This is a genomic window from Tolypothrix sp. VBCCA 56010 (assembly GCF_050875635.1).
In the GTDB taxonomy this organism is placed as follows: Bacteria; Cyanobacteriota; Cyanobacteriia; order Cyanobacteriales; family Nostocaceae; genus Hassallia.
Genome location: NZ_JBPAOH010000079.1, coordinates 1 through 20,309 on the forward strand (window position 1 = coordinate 1; position 20,309 = coordinate 20,309).

18 protein-coding genes and 1 pseudogene are annotated in these 20,309 nt (G+C 40.8%); 18 read left to right on the forward strand and 1 reads right to left on the reverse strand.

Going from position 1 to position 20,309, the window contains the following annotated elements; all coding sequences use genetic code 11:
- Positions 1-288: 288 nt before the first annotated feature.
- Positions 289-1,608, forward strand: coding sequence for a guanitoxin biosynthesis MATE family efflux transporter GntT (gene gntT / locus AABK37_RS23900; RefSeq protein ID WP_432554015.1), 1,320 nt, complete (start codon positions 289-291; stop codon positions 1,606-1,608).
- 67 nt (positions 1,609-1,675) lie between these two features.
- Here gntT and AABK37_RS23905 read toward each other — a convergent pair.
- A pseudogene (locus tag AABK37_RS23905) lies at positions 1,676-2,717 on the reverse strand (NADP(H)-dependent aldo-keto reductase).
- Positions 2,718-3,228: 511 nt separating this feature from the next.
- Here AABK37_RS23905 and AABK37_RS23910 point away from each other — a divergent pair.
- From AABK37_RS23910 to AABK37_RS23990, 17 genes are all read left to right on the forward strand, one after another.
- Complete coding sequence (locus AABK37_RS23910) at positions 3,229-4,977, forward strand: iron uptake porin (protein ID WP_432554016.1); 1,749 nt, start codon at positions 3,229-3,231, stop codon at positions 4,975-4,977.
- A gap of 81 nt (positions 4,978-5,058) precedes the next feature.
- Positions 5,059-6,159: a sulfonate ABC transporter substrate-binding protein gene (locus AABK37_RS23915; protein ID WP_432554017.1), complete on the forward strand. Its 1,101-nt coding sequence runs from the start codon at positions 5,059-5,061 to the stop codon at positions 6,157-6,159.
- Positions 6,160-6,181: 22 nt separating this feature from the next.
- Positions 6,182-6,370 carry a hypothetical protein gene (locus AABK37_RS23920; protein WP_432554018.1) on the forward strand — a complete coding sequence of 63 codons (189 nt, stop codon included), beginning with the start codon at positions 6,182-6,184 and terminating at the stop codon, positions 6,368-6,370.
- Entirely contained in the window at positions 6,345-7,166 is an 822-nt protein-coding gene (locus AABK37_RS23925; RefSeq protein WP_432554049.1) for an NADPH-dependent oxidoreductase, read from the forward strand. The genes AABK37_RS23920 and AABK37_RS23925 overlap by 26 nt, the downstream gene beginning before the upstream one ends.
- A 263-nt stretch (positions 7,167-7,429) precedes the next feature.
- On the forward strand, positions 7,430-8,236 hold the full coding sequence (locus AABK37_RS23930; RefSeq protein ID WP_432554019.1) for an ATP-binding cassette domain-containing protein: 807 nt from the start codon (positions 7,430-7,432) through the stop codon (positions 8,234-8,236).
- Positions 8,237-8,366: 130 nt separating this feature from the next.
- On the forward strand, positions 8,367-9,551 hold the full coding sequence (locus AABK37_RS23935) for an acyl-CoA dehydrogenase family protein (protein WP_432554020.1): 1,185 nt from the start codon (positions 8,367-8,369) through the stop codon (positions 9,549-9,551).
- Positions 9,552-10,452: 901 nt separating this feature from the next.
- Positions 10,453-12,291 (forward strand): vanadium-dependent haloperoxidase, encoded by a 1,839-nt coding sequence (locus tag AABK37_RS23940; protein WP_432554021.1) that lies wholly within the window; start codon positions 10,453-10,455, stop codon positions 12,289-12,291.
- An 88-nt stretch (positions 12,292-12,379) separates the two neighbouring features.
- Positions 12,380-13,495 carry an aliphatic sulfonate ABC transporter substrate-binding protein gene (locus tag AABK37_RS23945; RefSeq protein WP_432554022.1) on the forward strand — a complete coding sequence of 372 codons (1,116 nt, stop codon included), beginning with the start codon at positions 12,380-12,382 and terminating at the stop codon, positions 13,493-13,495.
- Positions 13,496-13,641: 146 nt separating this feature from the next.
- Entirely contained in the window at positions 13,642-14,454 is an 813-nt protein-coding gene (locus AABK37_RS23950) for a class I SAM-dependent methyltransferase (RefSeq protein WP_432554023.1), read from the forward strand.
- Between the two features lie 104 nt (positions 14,455-14,558).
- On the forward strand, positions 14,559-15,359 hold the full coding sequence (ssuC, locus tag AABK37_RS23955) for an aliphatic sulfonate ABC transporter permease SsuC (RefSeq protein ID WP_432554024.1): 801 nt from the start codon (positions 14,559-14,561) through the stop codon (positions 15,357-15,359).
- 84 nt (positions 15,360-15,443) lie between these two features.
- A complete protein-coding gene (locus tag AABK37_RS23960) occupies positions 15,444-15,875 on the forward strand; it encodes a VOC family protein (protein ID WP_432554025.1) in 432 nt (143 codons plus the stop codon).
- A 19-nt stretch (positions 15,876-15,894) separates the two neighbouring features.
- Positions 15,895-16,305 carry a FosX/FosE/FosI family fosfomycin resistance hydrolase gene (gene fosX, locus AABK37_RS23965; RefSeq protein WP_432554026.1) on the forward strand — a complete coding sequence of 137 codons (411 nt, stop codon included), beginning with the start codon at positions 15,895-15,897 and terminating at the stop codon, positions 16,303-16,305.
- A 57-nt stretch (positions 16,306-16,362) separates the two neighbouring features.
- Positions 16,363-17,052, forward strand: coding sequence for a class I SAM-dependent methyltransferase (locus AABK37_RS23970; protein ID WP_432554027.1), 690 nt, complete (start codon positions 16,363-16,365; stop codon positions 17,050-17,052).
- Positions 17,053-17,703: 651 nt separating this feature from the next.
- Positions 17,704-18,360: a class I SAM-dependent methyltransferase family protein gene (locus tag AABK37_RS23975; RefSeq protein ID WP_432554028.1), complete on the forward strand. Its 657-nt coding sequence runs from the start codon at positions 17,704-17,706 to the stop codon at positions 18,358-18,360.
- A gap of 57 nt (positions 18,361-18,417) precedes the next feature.
- A complete protein-coding gene (locus AABK37_RS23980; protein WP_432554029.1) occupies positions 18,418-19,083 on the forward strand; it encodes an HAD family hydrolase in 666 nt (221 codons plus the stop codon).
- A gap of 256 nt (positions 19,084-19,339) precedes the next feature.
- Positions 19,340-19,597, forward strand: coding sequence for a hypothetical protein (locus tag AABK37_RS23985; protein WP_432554030.1), 258 nt, complete (start codon positions 19,340-19,342; stop codon positions 19,595-19,597).
- Positions 19,598-19,647: 50 nt separating this feature from the next.
- The gene (locus AABK37_RS23990; protein ID WP_432554031.1) at positions 19,648-20,277 is read left to right on the forward strand and encodes a GDSL-type esterase/lipase family protein; all 630 of its coding nucleotides are present in this window, start codon (positions 19,648-19,650) and stop codon (positions 20,275-20,277) included.
- Positions 20,278-20,309 lie beyond the last annotated feature (32 nt).

Below are 20,309 nucleotides of genomic sequence, written 5' to 3' on the forward strand. Positions count from 1 at the left end.
CAATGGAGGGAATATAAGTCAACCTGGTAAAACTTCGGTTTTGCTAGATGCGATTCCCTGCGAAGTTGGAAACCCCATCCCTCTATAGGGTGGGGTAGTTCATCACTCTGGTTTTATGAGCGTCTGCAACATCGCCATCGTCAGGAAAATTTGCGCTTTAGTTGTGCGAGGGAAATAGCATCTGTATTAGGCAGCTAATCTCAATACATCAATAGTCCAAAATCCAGTTAAAAAGGCTACGCAAACTACCCGACCACCTCTAGACAGTCTTGAAGGAGTATCCTAATCTTGCCTTTCCTCTCGCAAAAACCAACGTTCTTGTACCAGTTCTTCAAACTGTCAATAATCAACATCCTCTCAAACCTTATGGTTCCCCTAGCAGGACTGATGGATGTGGCATTCTTGGGACATTTGACAGAGATCCGTCATCTGGCAGGAGTAACCTTGGCGGCGGTTCTATTCAACTATATCTATTTGACATTTGGTTTCCTTCGTATGGGCACAACTGGAATGACTGCCCAAGCAATGGGGCAGGAAGATCAGGAGTCCGTGCTATTAATTGGGTTACGGCATGGAGTTTTAGCATTGTTACTAGGACTAGCAATTCTAGTGTTCCAACAACCCTTGCGAATGTTGGGTTTTGCCCTCTTAAGTGCTACACCAGAAGTCAAAGCTTCAGGACAAGCCTTTTATAATGCTTTAATCTGGGGTGCGCCAGCAACGCTGATCAACTTTGTGCTGATTGGTTGGTTTCTGGGACGGGAACAAAGCAATAAGGTGCTTCTACTTTCAGTAGTCAGTAATATGACAAATGTACTACTTGACTACATGTTCATTGTCCGCTGGGGATGGGAAAGTAGAGGTGCTGGACTGGCAACGGCAACTAGTCAGTATCTGATGCTGCTGGTGGGAATCCTGCTATTTTACCAAGAAATTCGGTTCAAGCAGGTGCAAGCATTAGCGAGAAAGCTGTTTGAACCATCTGACTTAAAAGTTGCCTTCACGCTTAACGGCGAGATTCTCATTCGCACCTTAGCGTTGATTTCCACGTTTGCGATATTCACCACCCTGAGTTCAACTTTGGGAACCGTTGTTCTAACGACGAATGCAGTACTCATGCAGGTTGTGGGACTGGCGGCATATCTCATAGATGGGTTGGCATTCGCTACAGAGAGTTTGGCGGGGGTTTTTCGAGGCAAAGGAACTACTGAGGGACTAATGCAGCTAGTACAAGTTTCCGGGGGAACTAGCTTAAGCTTGGGGTTAATATTTGCGATCGCCTTCATACTCACTCCGAAACCACTTTTCGGACTGTTAACCAACCACACAGAAATTATCGATCGCCTATGTCTTTATGTTCCTTGGCTGCTACCCATTCTCGGATTTGGGTCAATTGCCTACATGCTGGATGGCTACTTTTTGGGTTTGACTAAAGGTAGCACGCTTCGCCAATCTACGGTGAAGGCTGCCTTAGTAGGCTTTGCCCCTACAGCGATCGCTGCTTGGTACTTCCGTAGTAATAATTTGTTATGGCTATCGCTAACTGTCTTTATGGCAGCAAGAGCACTCACTCTGGGATTGCAAGTGCCAAGGACACTGAGAAACTAGCAGCATCAGGATTTACGTACATAGGTTATCCAAAACCGGGAATGGGGTATTGGGTCAAAAACTAAGATTATGGGGCGGGATTGGGATAACGTGTATGAACTGCATCTAACTCTGCTAAAATCTCTTTGTTGAGAGTTACATTCACACTATCAATATTTTCTTGCAGTTGTTGTAGAGATGTCGCACCAATAATTGTGCTACTGACAAACCATCGACTCCGCACGAAAGCCAAAGCTAATTGTGTCGGCTTCAAATTATACTTTCTGGCAATTTCGACATAAGCTGCTACAGCTTCATTCACATTTGGTTTAAGATAGCGTTGTCCAAAACCTTGAAATAGAGTTATGCGTGTATTTTCTGGTTTGTTATCGTTTGTGTACTTTCCAGATAACAAACCAAATCCGAGGGGACTATAAGCGAGTAAGCCAACATTTGTGTAACGAGAAACTTCTGCTAAAGCTGAATCAAATACGCGATTTAGCAAATTATAAGCATTTTGAATCGAGATAACTTTGGGTAATCCTTGCTGTTGGGCAATACGAATAAACTCGCTAACTCCCCAAGGTGTTTCATTACTCAAACCCAGATAGCGAATTTTCCCGGCTTTGATGACCGAAGCAAATGCTTCTAATTGTTCGGTAATACTGATAGTTTCACGTTCCAAATCCGGTTTGTACTCTGTTTGTCCAAAAGTGGGAACATAGCGTTCGGGCCAGTGAATTTGGTATAAATCTATATAATCTGTTTGCAATCGCTTCAAGCTATCATCTACCGCTTGCTTGATATTATTACTATCAATTTTGATGTTTCCTCCCCGCAGCCATTTAAAAGGACGACCGGGACCGGCAATTTTTGTGGCAATAATCAGGCGCGATCGCTGTTGTTTTTTCAACCATTCACCGATGTAAGCTTCCGTTTTTCCTTGGGTTTCACCACGCGGGGGTACTGGGTACATCTCCGCAGTATCAATAAAATTTATTCCTTGGGCAACAGCATAATCTAACTGTTGATGCGCTTCTTCAATGGTATTCTGCTGTCCATAAGTCATGGTTCCCAGACAAATTTCTGAAACCTTGAGGTCACTTTCACGCCCGTTGATTGTATTTCATATTCTTGAATTAATTCTTTTGATTACTTTTAGCAAAAAAAGTAAAACAACGGCGATTTTACTAAATATACACTAAATCTACCGAATTACCGGAGTTAATTTTAAAAAATGTATATTACCAGATATGATTCCTAAAGACAAGCGTCTCGTCCTAATTTTAAATTATGTATAGTATGTAGCTAGAAATACTCATCTCATACAGTTTGTATGAAATACTGCTATCTAGTAATATCAAACTGTACTAAATCGACCGATTTACCGTAGATTTTTTAATAAGGCGGTTTGGTGATTGCCATAAAATGATTTTCTCTTGCCTAATTTTGTGATTAGCAGGGGATAGTTTTGATGACGATCCAGATACAAAGCACCGAATCAGAGTAGCGATAAAGCGCAAAATTGAAGCTTTTACCTGATTGCTAATAAGAGTTTTCTTTTTTATCCAATGTTATCCGAAGACGTGCGTATAGAAGCACAGAGGATTTGTACCAGACCGAATTGTGTGTTCTATGAAAATGAAAAAAGAATTTGGCAATTTTCTGTTTACTTTACCAATGTTTTTAATGCTGTTTTTCTTAGCAGCCAACGCGAAAACTCTTGCTCAAGAAGAAACACAGACAAAGGTAGAAACTTCATCACCTACATTATTACCTTTCGATGAAACTGTGCTTGAGGCAGGAGGTACAGCAAATTCTACTTTCGCGGATGTCAAATTAGCGCCCCTAGGTGAGATAATTGCTCAAAACCCACCGGAAACAACACCCGTTGAACCAGTCAACGAGTCACCAGTGACATCGGTATCGGAACTTTCGGATATACAACCGACAGACTGGGCATTTCAAGCACTTCAATCTTTAGTTGAGCGGTATGGATGTATAGCAGGCTATCCTGACAGGAAATATCGCGGAAATCGAGCTTTAACGCGGTACGAATTTGCAGCAGGGTTAAATGCTTGTTTAGACCAAGTAACGAAATTGATTGCATCATCAACGGCAAATCTGGCAACAAAAGAAGATTTAGTAACTTTACAACGGTTATCATCAGAATTTCGCCCAGAACTTGCTCAATTACGGGGAAGGGTAGATAACTTAGAAGCGCGATCGGCACAAGTCGAAGCAAATCAATTTTCAACTACAACTAAATTGGTGGGTGATGCCATATTTGTGGCAGCTGATACTTTTGGTGACAGGGCAAATAATACTCGTGCAGATGATACTAAAGATGACACCAACACCTTTTTGGCTTATCGCGCTAGACTTGTCCTTCAGACCAGCTTTACGGGAAAAGACCAACTAACAACTGCTTTACAAGCAGACAATATCCCTATTTTGGGAAGCAGTACGGGAACCCAAATGACCCGTTTTGCCTTGGATAGGACTACTAATTATCCAGAGGGAAACTTGTTTCTTGCCAACTTATACTATCGTTTCCCTGTAGGGAATAATGCTAATGTTTTCATCGGTACTAGAACCCTAAACTTTCCTCTTTGGGTACCGACATTCAATGCTTTAAATGGTAATCCCTTACAAGGTGGTTTTTCTCGATTTGGACAGTTTAACCCGACTGTGTACCGTCCTGGCTTTGATGGTGCAGGTGCAGCTTTAACATACAAATTTAGCGATCGCCTACAAGTACATTTAAGTTACATCGCTGATAACTTTTTTGCAAATCGACCCGAAAATGGGATTTTTAACAGTAGTTCCCAAGCAGCGATCGCCCAACTTACCTTCTCACCCAGCAAGCAATTTGATTTAGGTCTGACCTATACCCGCAAATACTATCCTACCAACTCCGGTAATAACCTCACTGGTGGTACAGGTAGCGCTTTTGCGAGAAATCCTTTCGGACAACTTGCCACCACATCCGATAACTTCGGCGTAGAATTCAACTGGAAAGCCAGCCAACGTTTTAATTTTGGTGGTTGGTTTGGTTACACTCTTGCCCATCAAGAAGTCGGTGATAATAACGATGCCACAATCATCAATGCTGCTCTCACCTTTAGCTTTCCAGATTTATTTAAAGAAGGTAATATTGCTGGAATTACTGTGGGAGTTCCACCCAAAGTTACAAGTAACGACTTTAGAGTTGCTGGACAACGACGAGAAGACAAAGATACATCTTTACACATCGAAACTTTTTATCGTTTCCGGGTGAGTGATAACATCAGCGTCACTCCAATTTTTTACTTGATTACCCAGCCAGAACACAATGACGCAAATGACCCAATCTGGGTAGGTGTTCTCCGCACAACTTTTACTTTCTAAGATAAACCACCTTTTTTTGCCTGCATACTACGGCAAATCAATCAATTTACTGTACTATAAAAGAGAGAGGAGTGAGTTTTCATGATTAGCTTAATTTTTCAGCGATTGATTGCAGCGTTGAAGAGATTGGGAGTTGACCAATTTGCGAATAAAAACAAATTACTATCGGTTATACCTATTCCCGTCGCTGGGGCTTTTATTACTGGCTTATGTCTCAGCGTCTTATTTGCCGCTTGCACAGCCAACAATGCAAGCAATACTACTCCTATATCTGCTAATAACTCAACTCAAGCCAAGGCATCAGTAGTTAGATTTGGCTATCAAAAAGCAATAATTCTCCTAAAGACTAAAGGAGTATTAGAAAAGCGCTTACAACCTGAAGGAAAATCTATACAATGGATAGAATTTCCCGCCGGACCACAACTTTTAGAAGCAATGAATGTAGGCAGTATTGACTTTGGACAAACCGGAGAAACACCACCGATTTTTGCCCAAGCAGCAGGAGCCTCTATCGCCTATATTGCTGGAATCGCTGCTAATCCACCCGGTCAAGCCCTTCTTGTTCCTCAAAACTCTCCAATCAAAACAATAGCTGATTTAAAAGGCAAAAAAATTGCTGTTCAAAAAGCTTCTAGCGCTCATTATTTGCTAATACAAATTTTAGAAAAAGCCGGATTAAAATACACTGATATTCAACCTGTATTTTTACCACCTGCTGATGCTCGTGCTGCCTTTGTTAAAGGTAGTATTGATGGTTGGGCGATTTGGGACCCCTTTTTTGCTGCTGCGGAAAAATCAATTAATGCTCGTGTTTTAATTACTGGTGAAGGCATTTCTAAACAAGGTGGCTATTATTTAGCAAGTCGTAAATTTGCCACAGAAAATCAAGAAACAATTAAGGCGATTTTAGAAGAAATTAAAAAATTAGAGGATTGGTCTGATAAGAATCGTGATGAGATAGCACAAACGCTTTCACCTGTATTGGGAATTGATTTAGACGCAATGAAAAAGGCAACTCAAAGAAGGCATTTTGGAGTTGTGCCAATTGATGAAGCATTAATTAATATTCAGCAACAAGTCGCTGATAAGTTTTATGAGTTGAAATTACTACCCAAGCAGATTAATGTGAAAGAAGCCATGCTATCACCAGAGCAATATGCTGCTTTTTCACCGAAAAGATAGTTTGGATAGTTGTTAGTGGGGAATGGGGCATCGGGCATGGGGCATCGGGCATGGAAAGAATCGTATTAGAACGCGCATCACTTACAGCCGCTTCTTTAATTCCCATTGCCTAATGCCCATTGCCCATTGCCCATTGCCCATTGCCCAATGCCCAATGCCCAATGCCCAACACCCAACAGCAAATTATGACCAATTTTACCGAGTTGCTTAATCAGCGTTATGGCATTAACACCGTTAATACAGATATCCCCTTGAATGACTGTATCGGTTCTCTTTTATCTCATCGTTCGATTCGTGCTTACAAGAGCGATACTTTACCAACAGGAACTCTAGAAACCTTGGTAGCAGCAGCGCAGTCAGCGTCTACTTCCTCGAATCTCCAGACGTGGAGTGTAGTTGCAGTTGAAGATGCAAACCGCAAGGAAAAGTTATCACAATTAGCTAATAATCAAGCGCATATTCGTCAATGTCCTTTATTTCTCGTGTGGTTGGCAGATTTAGCGAGACTGACTCACGTTGCAGAAAGTCGCGGATTACCTTATGAGGGATTAAATTATCTAGAAATGTTTTTGATGGCAGCAATTGATGCAGCGTTAGCAGCGCAAAATGCTGTGGTAGCAGCGGAATCTCTTGGTTTGGGAACGGTGTATATTGGTGCGATGCGTAACAATCCAGAAGGTGTTGCGGAGGTTTTAGAGTTACCACCTCATGTGTTCGCGGTTTTTGGATTGTGTGTGGGTTATGTAGATCCCGCAGTAGAAGCAGCAATCAAACCACGCTTACCCCAAGCAGCAGTGTTGCATCGAGAAACTTATAAATTAACAGAACAAGATGAGGATATCTCTTTCTATAACCAAGTGATGAAAGACTTCTATAACTCGCAACAGATGAATGTTCCTGGTGATTGGGCAGAACATTCGGCTAAACGAGTAGCGTTTGCTGAGTCTTTATCGGGACGCGATCGCTTGCGGTCAGCTTTGCAAAATTTGGGGTTTGAATTACGTTAATCGTTAACATTTATAGCGGGCTTTCCGCGTTTATCACTCGCAAGCGCGAAATCCCGATACTAATCGTAGTTTAGCATTTTTTTACAAAAAGATACTTGCCTTTTTCGGCTAAACGTGTGAAACTACTATCATTCTCAATCTACGTCAACTCGACCGATTTACCGTAGATTATAAATCAATCTTGATGACTGCATGGATGAAATCAAAGCCAGAGTCATCAGAAGTACAAACTGCATATATAGGTATATAAGGAAATTTGTTGTATGAAATCACAAGCGCGTGGAATGCATTTAAAACTCGAAAGGCTGCGAAAGACCTTTGGAAAGAAAACAGTTTTGCAAGATGTGAGTTTAGATATTCAGCCAGGGGAATTTGTCGCTATTGTCGGTCGGAGTGGATGCGGTAAAAGTACGATGCTGCGCTTGATTGCTGGACTAGATATTCCGAGTGCAGGTGATGTATTCTTAAATGAAAAAATTTCGCATCATCGGATTAACCCAAGTATTCGGATGATGTTCCAGGATGCGCGGTTACTACCTTGGCAACGGGTAGTAGCAAATGTAGAGTTAGGCTTAAGCCATTCTAACTCAAAAGTGTATGCACGGCAAAAGGCTTTGGAAGTCCTGGGTGCTGTGGGGCTGGAAGACAGAGCGAATGAATGGCCCGCCGTTCTCTCTGGTGGACAACGCCAACGGGTGGCATTAGCAAGAGCATTAGCAAGTCAACCTGCTTTGTTGCTGCTGGATGAGCCATTGGGAGCATTGGATGCGTTAACGCGAATTGAAATGCAGCATTTACTTGAGAAACTATGGCAAGAGCAAGAATTTACTGCATTGCTGATTACCCATGATGTAGAAGAAGCCGTTGTGCTAGCCGACCGAGTGGTATTGATTGAAAACGGTCAGATTGGCTTAGATTTAAGAATTAATTTGCCACGTCCGCGAGTTAGGGGAGATGCGGTATTAGCTACTACAGTAGAGAAGATTTTACGACGGGTGATGGGTAAACAGGAGCGATCGCACGAGTTAGAACCAGAACAATCATATTTATTGAATTCAGCTAATGCATAAATAATGATTAACAACTATAGGACTCCTCCGCAGATTTTTGAAATACACGTAGGATGCCGTACTCAAAGCAGAAGATCGCACCCTACTATATCAACTAACTACTAACCATTACCAAATAACAAAAACACTGATGGTGCAACTACTAGTTAAAGAATCAAAAGATTGGATTCAAATTGCGTCTTCACTTGGACAAGAACTCACCGAAACCGCAGTTGAACGTGATATCAAAGCCGGAATTCCAGATTTAGAAATACAACGACTGCGTGAAAGCGGTTTACTTGCCCTAATAGTACCAAAAGCTTATAATGGTGTTGGCGCAACTTGGATAGAAGCCTTAAAAATTGTCCAACAACTATCTCAAGCTGATGGTTCCATTGGGCAATTATACGGCAATCATTTGAATTTAGTTGCTTTAGGTCATGTTTCCGGAACCCCAGAACAAAAAGATAGATATTATCAAGAAACTGCCCAGAAAAACTTGTTTTGGGCAAACGCGATTAACACGCGAGATACGCGCTTGAAAATTAGCCCAGAAGGTGAAAATTTTCGCGTCAATGGCGTTAAAAGCTTCGGTACTGGTATTGCCTCTGCCGATTTCCGGGTATTCTCCGCCGTGCAAGATGGCGTAGAATACCCTTTATTATTTGTTATTCCCAAAGACCGATCTGGTGTAGTATCTAATCAAGATTGGGATAATATTGGGCAACGACGAACCGACAGCGATACATTTACATTTCACGATGTTTTAGTGAAAAAAGATGAAGTTTTGGGATATCCTCATCCTCCTGATAATGCTTTTAGTACATTTCTGGGAATCATCGCTCAACTAACAAAAACCTATGTGTATTTAGGTATTAGCCAAGGGGCATTTACAGCCGCCAAAGAATACACTCAAACTATTTCTAAACCTTGGATTACATCAGGGGTAGAAAGTGCAACTAAAGACCCGTATATTCTGCATCACTATGGTGAATTGTGGACAGAACTGCAAGCTGCTATACTGTTAGCAAACCAAGCTACCGTCAAAGTACAACAAGCTTGGGAAAAAGATGTTGACCTGACTGCTGAAGAAAGAGGAGAAGTAGCGATCGCGGTTTTCTCAGCCAAAGCATTTGCCAGCAAAACTGGCTTAAATATCACCAACCGCATTTTTGAAGTCATGGGAACTCGGTCAACTGCTACTAGATATGGCTTTGACCGTTACTGGCGCGATTTACGCACCTTTACCCTGCACGATCCCATAGATTACAAATTTAAAGATATCGGAAATTGGGTACTTAACCAAGAATTCCCCCTTGTTACCCAATATTCCTAATACGATTTTGGATTTTAGATTTTGCGAAAAGTTGAGCCAGTCGCTTGGGCGGGTTTCCCGCGCCAGGTGCTACAACGGGGGGAACCCCCGCAACGCACTGGCTTGACTTGGGCGAACTGGCGCCCGTCGGAGGTTTCCTCCGTTCGCCCAAGGCAAAGTTGCCGTAGCCGCGTGCCTCTCGTTCGCGCAAGCGTCTCCCTTTGGGAGAAGAGAAGGCATCAAAGCGCATTCTCGACGGATTTTGGATTTGGAAACTATTACCAACAAAAACTATCCAAAATTAAAAGTTTGTAATTATCAAATCAAAATGCTCAAAATAGGAAATTTTCTTTTTTAAGTTTTGCCTTAGTATCCTCTGAAATGGCAAATTCATAAGGTGGGTAATTCCCACCTTATTACCTCAATCCTAATAAAAGCTTTTTCACTAATCTAGTGTTCTGGCAGACTAAGTTTGAGGGGTAAAAGAACGAACCGCAAAGACGCGAAGTACACGAAGTAAGAGGAAAATAAGAGAGATTGAAAAATTAATTTACCCGTCAAAGTTGACTTGCCAGACCACTAGTACTTTGCCACATCAATCTTGCAGAGTAAACCAAGGAAAGAGAATCTTTCTCTCTTCCTTTTCCTCTGTGTTCTCTGCGCCTCTGCGGTTCGTTATATTATGTCCGCAAACTTAGCTTGGCAGACTACTAGAACTTACACAATAACTCTTTGAAACTTTTATTACTTCTTGCAAAAGTCTTTTTGGCACTGTCGTGAAAGAGCTTTTTTCCTACCCCTTTCCCCAAATAACTGCAAAAAGTCTAATAATTATCATTTGGCACAGTTTTCTACAGCAATGTCACGCATCATCTACCTGTAGTGCATCTTTCAACTTCACTATCATTCATACAAAAAAATTATGAAATTCGATTCCTCTTCCGATCAAGTTTCCCCAACAGATGCACAAGCGGACAGCGAAATTAATAATTCTAGCCAGAAAACATCCAAGGTTAAACAGCATCGTTTAACTAGCCCCAGCAGACGCTCTTTTTTGGTTCATACTGGTATATTTACAGCCACTAGCGTTGTGACGGGAGTTGTGGGTTCCACTTTCTCCACCAAGAAAAACGGTGGTGTGGTGCAGGCACAGGAACGCGGGCGGCAGAACTATAATGCATTTCGTGATAAAGCTTATCGAATTCGTGTTGCTGCGGCAGAAGCTAATCGGGCAATTCCTATTCCTGGTCATCCGACCAATGGTGATGAGAAACGGTATCCGAATAAAATCGCCACTGACACTAGGGGACTGCCTCACGATGAGCGGGGTGAAGTCAAATTAGAAGCTTACAATTCTGTGATTCAAGCTTTAAGATCCGGCAATCCTAATGACTATGAAAACATCATTCTCGGTGGTGGAAGAAAGCTAGTTAATCCTCAAGGTCCATTGGCAATTAGCCTAGAAGGATATAATCCTTCGCAAATAGCAATTCCACCAGCACCGACTTTAGATAGTGCAGAACAGGCAGCTGATGCAGTAGAACTGTACTGGCAAGCCTTACTCCGTGATGTACCTTTTACAGAGTTCCAAAACAATACTAGCAATCCCAAGGTTTTGGCTGCTGTCGAAGATTTGAACAAGCTTTCAGGATACACTGGACCTAAACAGAATGGTCAAATCACCCCTGAGATTCTGTTTCGCGGTAGTGTTACCTATGTCGGTCAGTCCAATGATTCATACAGGTCAGCACAACACTTCATTCCTCCAGGAGTGGATATAGGTCCTTATATCTCACAGTTTTTACTATTAAATGTTCCTTTTGGCACTCAATATGTTTCTCCGCTGATTCGTACTGCCCTTCCTGGTAACGATTTTCTCATCGATTTTCAGGAATGGTTGACCGTCCAAAATGGTGGTAGCTCTGGCAAATCGATTAAGTACGATCCACAGCGCCGTTATATCTTCAATGGTCGGGATTTAGGGGAGTTTTCCCATATTGGCGGAGCTTTGTTCTTGGGAGCATCCTTGATTCTCAGTAGCGGCAATAACGTGAACGAGCCTTTAGGCAGTGGCATTGGTGCGCCTTTAAATCCAGGCAATCCCTACGTCAAATCCAAGACTCAACTTGGTTCTGCTGCTACATTTGCCGTCGCATATCTGCAAGGCTTGCTTCCTCTGGCATCCTCGCGGGCGATTAGAGCTAGTTACTGGCAAAAGTGGTATGTACACCGCCGTCTGCGACCGGAGGCATTTGCTGGACTAGTCTACAACAACATTGTCAATAAAACTGAATATCCGATTAATGATGAGTTTTTGAAGTCGCGAGCTTTGGCTGATACCTTCAGCACCTACGGGAGTTATTTATTGCCTCATGGATACCCAGAAGGCGCACCAACACATTCCTCTTACAGTGGAGGTGCTGCTGCTATTGCTGGTGTAAACGTCACTTTGTTGAAGGCGTTTTTTGACGAGAACTTTGTCATCCCCAATCCGGTGATACCTGACCCCAATGACCCCACAAAGGTAATTCCCTACAACGGAGCGCCACTTACAGTGGGAGGTGAGTTGAACAAGCTGGCAGTTAACTATACCCTTGGTCGCAACAACGGCGGAATCCATTGGCGCTCAGATGGTTCAACCGCATTAGCTTTAGGCGAAGAAATTGCTATCAGCATTCTCAAAGACGAAAGGCTAACATTCAACGAGCAATTCGATGGTTATACCTTCACTAAATTTGACGGCACAACGATTACAGTTTGAATTTGTTTGTATCTGAATTGTTGACAATTCAGATACAAACAAGTAAGTTTGTAACCCTCCAGTTATTTGTAATTTTTGTCATCATCTAATGCAAGATTTAAAAGCTAAGTTTGAATCCTGGAAACGCAAACGAATCACTCGTCGTTCGGCGTTATTTGCCCTTGGCTACAGTTTAGTTTTATCTACTACACTATTCAGTTGCAGTACACCACAAAATAATACTCAAAAACAAGCAGATTCATCTACATCGAATACAGCGAATACAGCTAGTACATCTACATCTAGTAGTAGCAAGAAAGTAGTCAGAATTGTCCGTAATAAACAGCTTACTGCTTTAGCAGTTTTAGAAAAACAAGGCAATCTCGATAAAAGATTAGAATCTCTCGGATATAAAGTAGAATGGCCCGAATTTGCTGCTGGACCGCAACAATTAGAAGCTCTAAATGCAAACGGGCTTGATATTGCCCTAACTGCTGAATCACCACCTGTATTTGCCCAAGCAGCTGGGACACCTCTTGTTTACTTGGCTGCTAATTCCACTGATGGGAAATCAATTTCGCTTTTAGTTCCTACCAACTCGACCGTTAAAAGTGTCAAAGATTTAAAAGGTAAAAAAGTTGCTTTCCAAAAAGCATCCATCGGTCATTACCTTCTACTCAGAGCTTTAGAAAAAGAAGGGCTAAAACTCACTGATGTAACTTCAGTTTATCTACCACCACCTGATGCGAATGCCGCATTCAGTCAAGGTAAAGTGGATGCTTGGTTTATCTGGGAACCATTTGTCACTAGAAACGAGCAAAAGAAAATTGGTCGTGTTCTGATTGATGGTAGTAATGGTTTGCGGGATACTAACAACTTTTTCTCCACAACACGCAAATTTTATCAGGAAAATCCAGAAGTAATTAAAGTCTTTTTAGACGAACTACAAAAAGCACAAGTTTGGTCAAAACAACATCCGAAAGAAATAGCGGAATTACTTGCACCTGTGACGCAATTAGATGTAGCTACTTTAGAGAAAATGCACGGCAAGTATGATTTTGCATTGGTACCAATCAACGATAAAATCATTACAAAGCAACAGGAAGTGGCAGATAAATGGTATAGCTTGAAACTCATACCCAAAAAGGTGAATGTTAGAGACGGGTTTTTGTCACCTGAAGAATATGCCAAAATTACACCTCAAGAAGTGCTAGCTAAACAGTAAATGCAAGGTGTAGTAAGCGTTTTAACGCTTAAATCAAGGACTAAAGTCCTTAATAAAATTAAGGACTAAAGTCCTTACTACAATCAAGGACTTTAGTCCTTACTACAATCAAGGACTAAAGTCCTTACTACCTCTAATACGAAAATATGACGACAATTCCTACTTATGACCCAACTTTATTTGAAGGTGCAGCTTGGTACTATGCGCGTTACAGACCCCAGTATCCACCTGTTGTATTTGATTTGTTGACAGATAAATTTCAACTCGATGGTAAAGGAAGGCTGCTAGATTTGGGTTGTGGTGCGGGTTTAATTGCGATTCCCCTGCGGCATCATTTTCAAGAAATCATCGGTTTAGATCCTGATGCAGATATGCTCCAACAAGCGCAACAGCAAGCAGTAGCAGCGAAAGCAACAAATATCAGTTGGGTACAAGAACGAGCAGAAAATATCTCTCCTGCTGCTGGTAAATTCAAGCTAGTAACCATTGGTAGAGCTTTTCACTGGATGCAGCGAGAACTGGTGCTAGAACGTTTACATAATCTGCTTTCTGATGATGGTGGTCTTGCAATTATCAAAACCTATGAAGACCCTTGGAATAGTGACCATCCGTGGAAAAAAACAGCTATTTCAGTTGTCAAACGTTGGTTAGGTGAACAACGTCGCACAGGTCAAGGTGGTAATGGTGTATGGCAACCTTTAGCAGTTTCTCATGAAGAAATCTTAGCTAAATCACCCTTCCGGCGTCAAGCTAATTATGAAGTCAAATATCAAAAATCTTGGACAATTGATAGCTACATTGGCTATCTCTATTCTACAGCTTTTTGTCTGCCATCTTTTGTGGGAGAAAACCGCGATAAATTTGAGGCTGATTTAAAAGAATCCCTTTTACAGGTAGAACCTTCAGGAATTTTTACTGAAGAATTGCCGATTACTGTAATTGCTGCTTGGAAAAATTAGTTGATCAAATCTATAACCAGCAGTTTTGTAAACATCATTAACAAATATAAAATACGATGAAAATTCTTTCGTATCGTCCTAATAATTTGCGTTCAATACAGACAATGAAAAAGTCAAAATTAAAATTAACTTTTTTGAAAAATCGCCATTTTCAATCATTAATACCTTGGTTAGTACCTTTAGTCATAATTGTCTTTTGGCAGTTATTTTCTTCTATAGGCTTAATTCCAATCCGCATTTTACCCGCACCTTTAAGTGTTTTGGGTGCTGCTATTACGTTAGCTAAGACAGGTGAACTATTTAGAAACATTGGTATTAGTGCTACAAGGGCAATTTCAGGCTTTTTAGTTGGAGGAAGTATTGGATTTACCTTGGGTTTAGTCAATGGCATTTCTCCTATTGCAGAAAAGTTGTTAGATACTTCTATTCAAATGCTGCGTAACATTCCCAATTTGGCATTAATTCCCTTAGTAATTTTGTGGTTTGGTATTGGAGATGAAGCCAGATTATTTCTTGTATCTTTGGGTGTAATGTTTCCCATTTATTTAAATACTTTTCATGGTATTCGTAGCGTCGATCCGGCATTAATTGAAATGGGAAAAGTTTATGGTTTAAGTACCTGGGGTTTATTTTGGCGAATTATTCTTCCTGGGGCATTGTCATCTATTTTGGTGGGTGTCCGTTATTCCTTGGGTATCATGTGGTTGACACTGATTGTTGCAGAGACAATTGCCGCTGATTCTGGTATTGGTTACATGGCAATGAATGCCAGAGAATTTATGCAAACTGATGTTGTTGTACTGAGCATTTTGCTATACGCTTTGTTCGGTAAATTAGCTGATGTTATTGCTAGATCCTTGGAAAATTACTGGTTGCAATGGAATCCTAGTTATTTCAAGTCTTAGTACAACATTGCACAAGTTCGTAACGAAATTTAGTGGTAGTTTTTTAGAAGTCCTCAAGCCCTTTGCTCAAAAATAACTCTGGTGATGTTTCGCCCAATTTTTCATCTTGCCCTCCCCGTCCGAGACTTAGAAGAATCTAAGAACTTTTATGTCACCACCTTCGGTGCCAAAGTCGGTCGTGTGCGTGACAAGTGGCTCGACATATTTCTGTTTGAAGCTCAGATTACTTTGCACGAACGACCCTCTGAGGTTTTACCGATAACAGAACATGGTGTGCGTCACTTCGGCGCAGTTTTGGCGTGGCATGATTGGGAGGCTCTTGCCAATCGTCTTGATGAAATGAGGGTTCAGTTCAAGGTAAAGCCAAATGTTTCTGGTGTGGGTACCGACGCAGAGCAAGCGAAGATGCTATTAAGCGATCCGAGTGGAAATGCGATCGAAGTAAAGGCATACAGAAATCTATCTGTCGCCTTGGAAATAAAAGATTTGCAAGAGTATTCAGCAACTGAGGTTTAACCCAACTTAAGAAGGAAGAATGATTCAAGGAATTAGTCATATCACATTCATCGTCAAAGACTTGGAGAAGATGACCAAATTCCTTGTATCCATATTTGATGCCGAGGAGATTTATTCTAGTGGTGAGCAAACTTTTTCCATCTCAAAAGAAAAATTCTTCCTGATAAACGGCTTATGGATTGCCATCATGGAAGGGGATTCTTTACCAGAGAAAACTTATAACCATGTGGCTTTTAAAATAACCGAAGAAGACTACGAACTTTATGCTGCCAGAGTTAGGAATCTTGGGGTAGATGTCAAAGAAGGTCGAAGTCGTGTAGAAGGAGAAGGGCGTTCGTTATATTTTTACGACTACGATAATCATTTATTTGAATTACATACAGTAACTCTGAATCAACGCTTACAAAGATATCGCAATATTGAATCTTAAGATGTTAGCTCAATGCTGTAACAAAGGCTTTTATTCAACTATACGAAAGAACAGACAATGACAGATAAGATTATTCAAGAACAAATTGATTATTATCGGGCTAGAGCCAGCGAATATGATGAATGGTTCTATCGCATTGGTCGTTACGATCGCGGTGACGAAATCAAGGAGCGGTGGTTCAACGAAGTTAATGTTGTCAAACAGGCTTTACAACAAGTCGGACAAGTGGAGGAAATTTTAGAGTTAGCCAGTGGAACGGGAATCTGGACGCAGGAGCTTTTAAATATAGGTAAGAAAATTACTGCAATTGATGCTTCCGAAGAAGTAATTGAAATTAATCGCAGTAAGTTAAATTCGCCAAATGTAGAATATCGTCAAATTGATTTATTTACTTGGGAACCTGATGCTGAATATGATTTAGTGTTTTTCTCATTCTGGTTATCTCATGTCCCGCCAGAATTACTCGATTTCTTTTTGACAAAACTTTATAAATCTGTTCGTGTTGGTGGACAAGTATTTATTGTTGACTCGCGCTTGGAACATACATCCACAGCTAATAATCATATCTTGATTGATGACGGCAGTATATATAAAAGCCGTAAGTTAAATGATGGTCGAGAATTTCAGATTGTGAAAATTTATTATCACCCAGATAAACTGCAAAATAAGCTGACACAAGTCGGTTTTCAAGCTAATGTAAAACAGACAGATAACTATTTTATCTACGCAAATGGAACGAAGTTTTAGAATTAAAATTTAAGTGGTGGATAATACATAATACACCAGAAAATTTTGATTCTTTGCAAGGTAGCCTGTAGTGAAACCTGTGATTAGATTAGCTAATGAAAGCGATGTATTGCAAATGCTAGCAATATATGCTCCGATTGTCCGCGACACGCCGCTTGTTCAGCAGGTAATTCCGCTAAAATAGGCGCGAAGACTGCTGATTTGTCTAACGTCATTTTACGTGTAGCCAAATATAAAGGTGGCTGGGATTTGCAACTCAAGGAACGCAAAATTAAATAATTTCCCCTACAAAATGGTAATACCAATTCTCTATAAAGATGCGCCTAATTATTTTGGGACATAGCGAATTATATGCAAGAAAACCTCTGCGAAACGAGTGCGCTAACCTCCGCGTACCCAACGGGAGAATCAGTACGAATAGACCCAAACCGACTCCTGAGACTGATTCACCTTTGCGTTGAAAAAAAGCTAGGATTTGGCGCAGCTTCACGCGGAAAATATAATTCACACATATTGATTTTGTCGGAATTTGTATGATATCCTACCTAAATCAAGCATACTGCCATTACTTGATAGATTTACCGGAGATTAATTTTCAGGTTACGAGCTTCACCTACAAGAGTATAGTTTGGATGAGGAGAAAATCGCCTTATGCCTAAAGACTGGTTAGAATGGCACGACCTCTACAATACTGAGCCAAAATTGCAACAACGCTTGCAAATTGTGCGAGAATACATTTCTCATAGCTTGGATGCGTCCCCACCAGGAATAATCCGTATCGTGAGTGCTTGCGCGGGTGATGGACGAGATTTATTAGGAACGCTCTTCAACCACCCTCGTGCAAAAGATGTCCATGCACGACTCGTTGAGATTAATCCCCAACTAGTTGAACGTGGACGCGCAACTATAGAATCCTTGGGTTTGGCAGAGCAAATTGAGTTTATCAATGGTGATGCAACTATTTCCTCTAACTATGTGGAAGCAGTACCAGCAGACATTGTTATTGTATGCGGCATTTTTGGTAATCTTGCTGATGAAGCTGAACTTAATCGCTTGCTAGGAAACCTAAGTTTTCTCAGTAAACAAGGTGCTTTTGTTATCTGGACTCGCGGACACTCTAACGGTATTTCCTACTCTGAGACTGTGCGTAGATTATTGCGTGAATCTGGATTTGAGGAAGTTAACTTCAAACTCACTGCAACAGGAGACATGGGAGTAGGTCTTCATCGCTATGTTGGTGAAAACTTGCCTGCACCCAAAGAGCAACACTTATTCGTGTTTTCTGGGATTGCCAATAAAGCAAGGTAAAAATGTCTATTAAGATCCCCGACTTCTTAAAGAAGTCGGGGATCTAGGTCTTCCAAAATGATTCAAGCCATTCTCTTCGATTTAGATGGAACTCTTCTTGATAGAGATGCTTCCATCAAACATTTTATTACTAAACAATATGATAGATTATCATCGAAATTAAATAAAATTACCAAGAATCAATATATTTCCAAATTCATTGAGTTAGATTGCCGGGGTTATGTTTGGAAAGATAAAGTTTACCAATCTATCGTTTCCGAGTTTGAACTTCAAACTATTTCTTGGCAAGAGTTGCTAGATGATTACGAAACAGAGTTTATACATTCTTGCATCCCATTTATCAATCTATTGGAAACTCTTGATATCTTAACAAGAGAAGGATATTTACTGGGAATTATTACTAATGGTCTTGGTAGTTTTCAGAGACGCACAATTCAAGGACTAGGTATCGATAAATACTTTCAAACAATTTTGATTTCAGAAATTGAGAAAGTCCGCAAACCAGAGAGAGAAATATTTCTTCGCGCTTTACGTAACCTTGGGGTAACACCAGATAAAAGTGTATTTATTGGCGATCATCCTGACACAGACGTTATGGGAGCTAAACGAATTGGGATGAAAAGTATTTGGAAGAGAGACTTAGAGTGGCAAGAGCCAGAAAATGCAGACGGCATTATTGATGATTTAGGAGAGTTGCCTATGATGATCCAACGTTTTTCATAACTTAATAAAGTCTAAGCCCATAGGGACTTTCAGGTACTTTTCATCCCAGAAAGTTTCCAAATCCCGTTAGACGTACTCAAAGAACGAAAGATCCCCTTAACAAAGCAGGCTAGGGGGATCAAGTCTTATCCAAACCGTGTTGAGACGTTTGTCACCAGATTTTAATAACTTCTATTTATTGATATAAGAAAAAAAAGTATTTGTTGTTATTAATTTTCAAGCATAAATTCGAGTTATAAACTGAAAAATGTAAAAAATGATGAATTCACATATTACTGCTAGCAAGATTGACTGGAATCCTATTCTCTGTCGCATTGAGTACACAGAGGGTAAGAGCTTGCCTACGTATCCTGGCGATTTAAAAACAGCATTGCTTAATCTTGCAAAACTAATGAATTACCGCAAGGGTGAGCAAGCGTATCAGCTTGCTAGCGAAATTGCTCGACTTACAACCTACAGCGATCCAGAAATTGTCTATTGGTTCTCTCGTCTTGTATCTCTAATGAATGATTAAATCAAATGCACAATCAGGATTTTTCCTATATTTTATAAATGGTTTTGATAATGTCAGAACTGAAATCAGAACTAAAAGAAATCAGAATCTGTTTCCTTGGGGAATCCTTCGTCAATGGTATTGGCGATCCTGAATACCTTGGATGGACGGGAAGAATTTGTGCTAATACAAGTCAAAAAGCTTACCATATTACCCACTACAATCTGGGTGTTAGGGGAGAAACAAGTCGGTATCTCAAACAACGTTGGCTAAAAGAAACTTCCTATCGTTTACCTAAAGAATTCGACGGTAGAGTTGTCTTTTCATTTGGAGTGAATGATACCGGACTTATGGGTAGTAAACAGGGAATTGAGTTGCAAGAATCCATCGAAAACACTCGCACTATTTTGAGTGAAGCCAAGCAGTTTTACCCAGTTTTAATGGTAGGTCCCCCTCCCTGTGGAGATGTTGAACAGGAACAGAGAAATCAAAAACTTGCTAATCTATCTCAGCAGTTTGCTCTAGTTTGTCGTGAACTCGATATTCCTTATCTTGATGTTTTTTCGACATTGGTAAAGTCATCTGTCTGGTTGGCTGAGGCAAAAGCTAATGATGGTGCTCATCCTGGAACGGCAGGTTATACGGAGTTTGCAGCTATTGTCCAAAATTGGGATGCTTGGTTAAGTTGGTTTACACCCTAAAGATAAATGAAGTGTAAATTTGTATTGACGTG

Coding starts and splice junctions, on each gene's coding strand:
- AABK37_RS23910 (WP_432554016.1), top strand. CDS start 3,229: ATGAAAAAAGAATTTGGCAATTTTCTGTTTACTTTACCAATGTTTTTA.
- AABK37_RS23915 (WP_432554017.1), top strand. CDS start 5,059: ATGATTAGCTTAATTTTTCAGCGATTGATTGCAGCGTTGAAGAGATTG.
- AABK37_RS23920 (WP_432554018.1), top strand. CDS start 6,182: ATGGGGCATCGGGCATGGGGCATCGGGCATGGAAAGAATCGTATTAGA.
- AABK37_RS23925 (WP_432554049.1), top strand. CDS start 6,345: ATGACCAATTTTACCGAGTTGCTTAATCAGCGTTATGGCATTAACACC.
- AABK37_RS23930 (WP_432554019.1), top strand. CDS start 7,430: ATGAAATCACAAGCGCGTGGAATGCATTTAAAACTCGAAAGGCTGCGA.
- AABK37_RS23935 (WP_432554020.1), top strand. CDS start 8,367: ATGGTGCAACTACTAGTTAAAGAATCAAAAGATTGGATTCAAATTGCG.
- AABK37_RS23940 (WP_432554021.1), top strand. CDS start 10,453: ATGAAATTCGATTCCTCTTCCGATCAAGTTTCCCCAACAGATGCACAA.
- AABK37_RS23945 (WP_432554022.1), top strand. CDS start 12,380: ATGCAAGATTTAAAAGCTAAGTTTGAATCCTGGAAACGCAAACGAATC.
- AABK37_RS23950 (WP_432554023.1), top strand. CDS start 13,642: ATGACGACAATTCCTACTTATGACCCAACTTTATTTGAAGGTGCAGCT.
- ssuC (WP_432554024.1), top strand. CDS start 14,559: ATGAAAAAGTCAAAATTAAAATTAACTTTTTTGAAAAATCGCCATTTT.
- AABK37_RS23960 (WP_432554025.1), top strand. CDS start 15,444: ATGTTTCGCCCAATTTTTCATCTTGCCCTCCCCGTCCGAGACTTAGAA.
- fosX (WP_432554026.1), top strand. CDS start 15,895: ATGATTCAAGGAATTAGTCATATCACATTCATCGTCAAAGACTTGGAG.
- AABK37_RS23970 (WP_432554027.1), top strand. CDS start 16,363: ATGACAGATAAGATTATTCAAGAACAAATTGATTATTATCGGGCTAGA.
- AABK37_RS23975 (WP_432554028.1), top strand. CDS start 17,704: ATGCCTAAAGACTGGTTAGAATGGCACGACCTCTACAATACTGAGCCA.
- AABK37_RS23980 (WP_432554029.1), top strand. CDS start 18,418: ATGATTCAAGCCATTCTCTTCGATTTAGATGGAACTCTTCTTGATAGA.
- AABK37_RS23985 (WP_432554030.1), top strand. CDS start 19,340: ATGATGAATTCACATATTACTGCTAGCAAGATTGACTGGAATCCTATT.
- AABK37_RS23990 (WP_432554031.1), top strand. CDS start 19,648: ATGTCAGAACTGAAATCAGAACTAAAAGAAATCAGAATCTGTTTCCTT.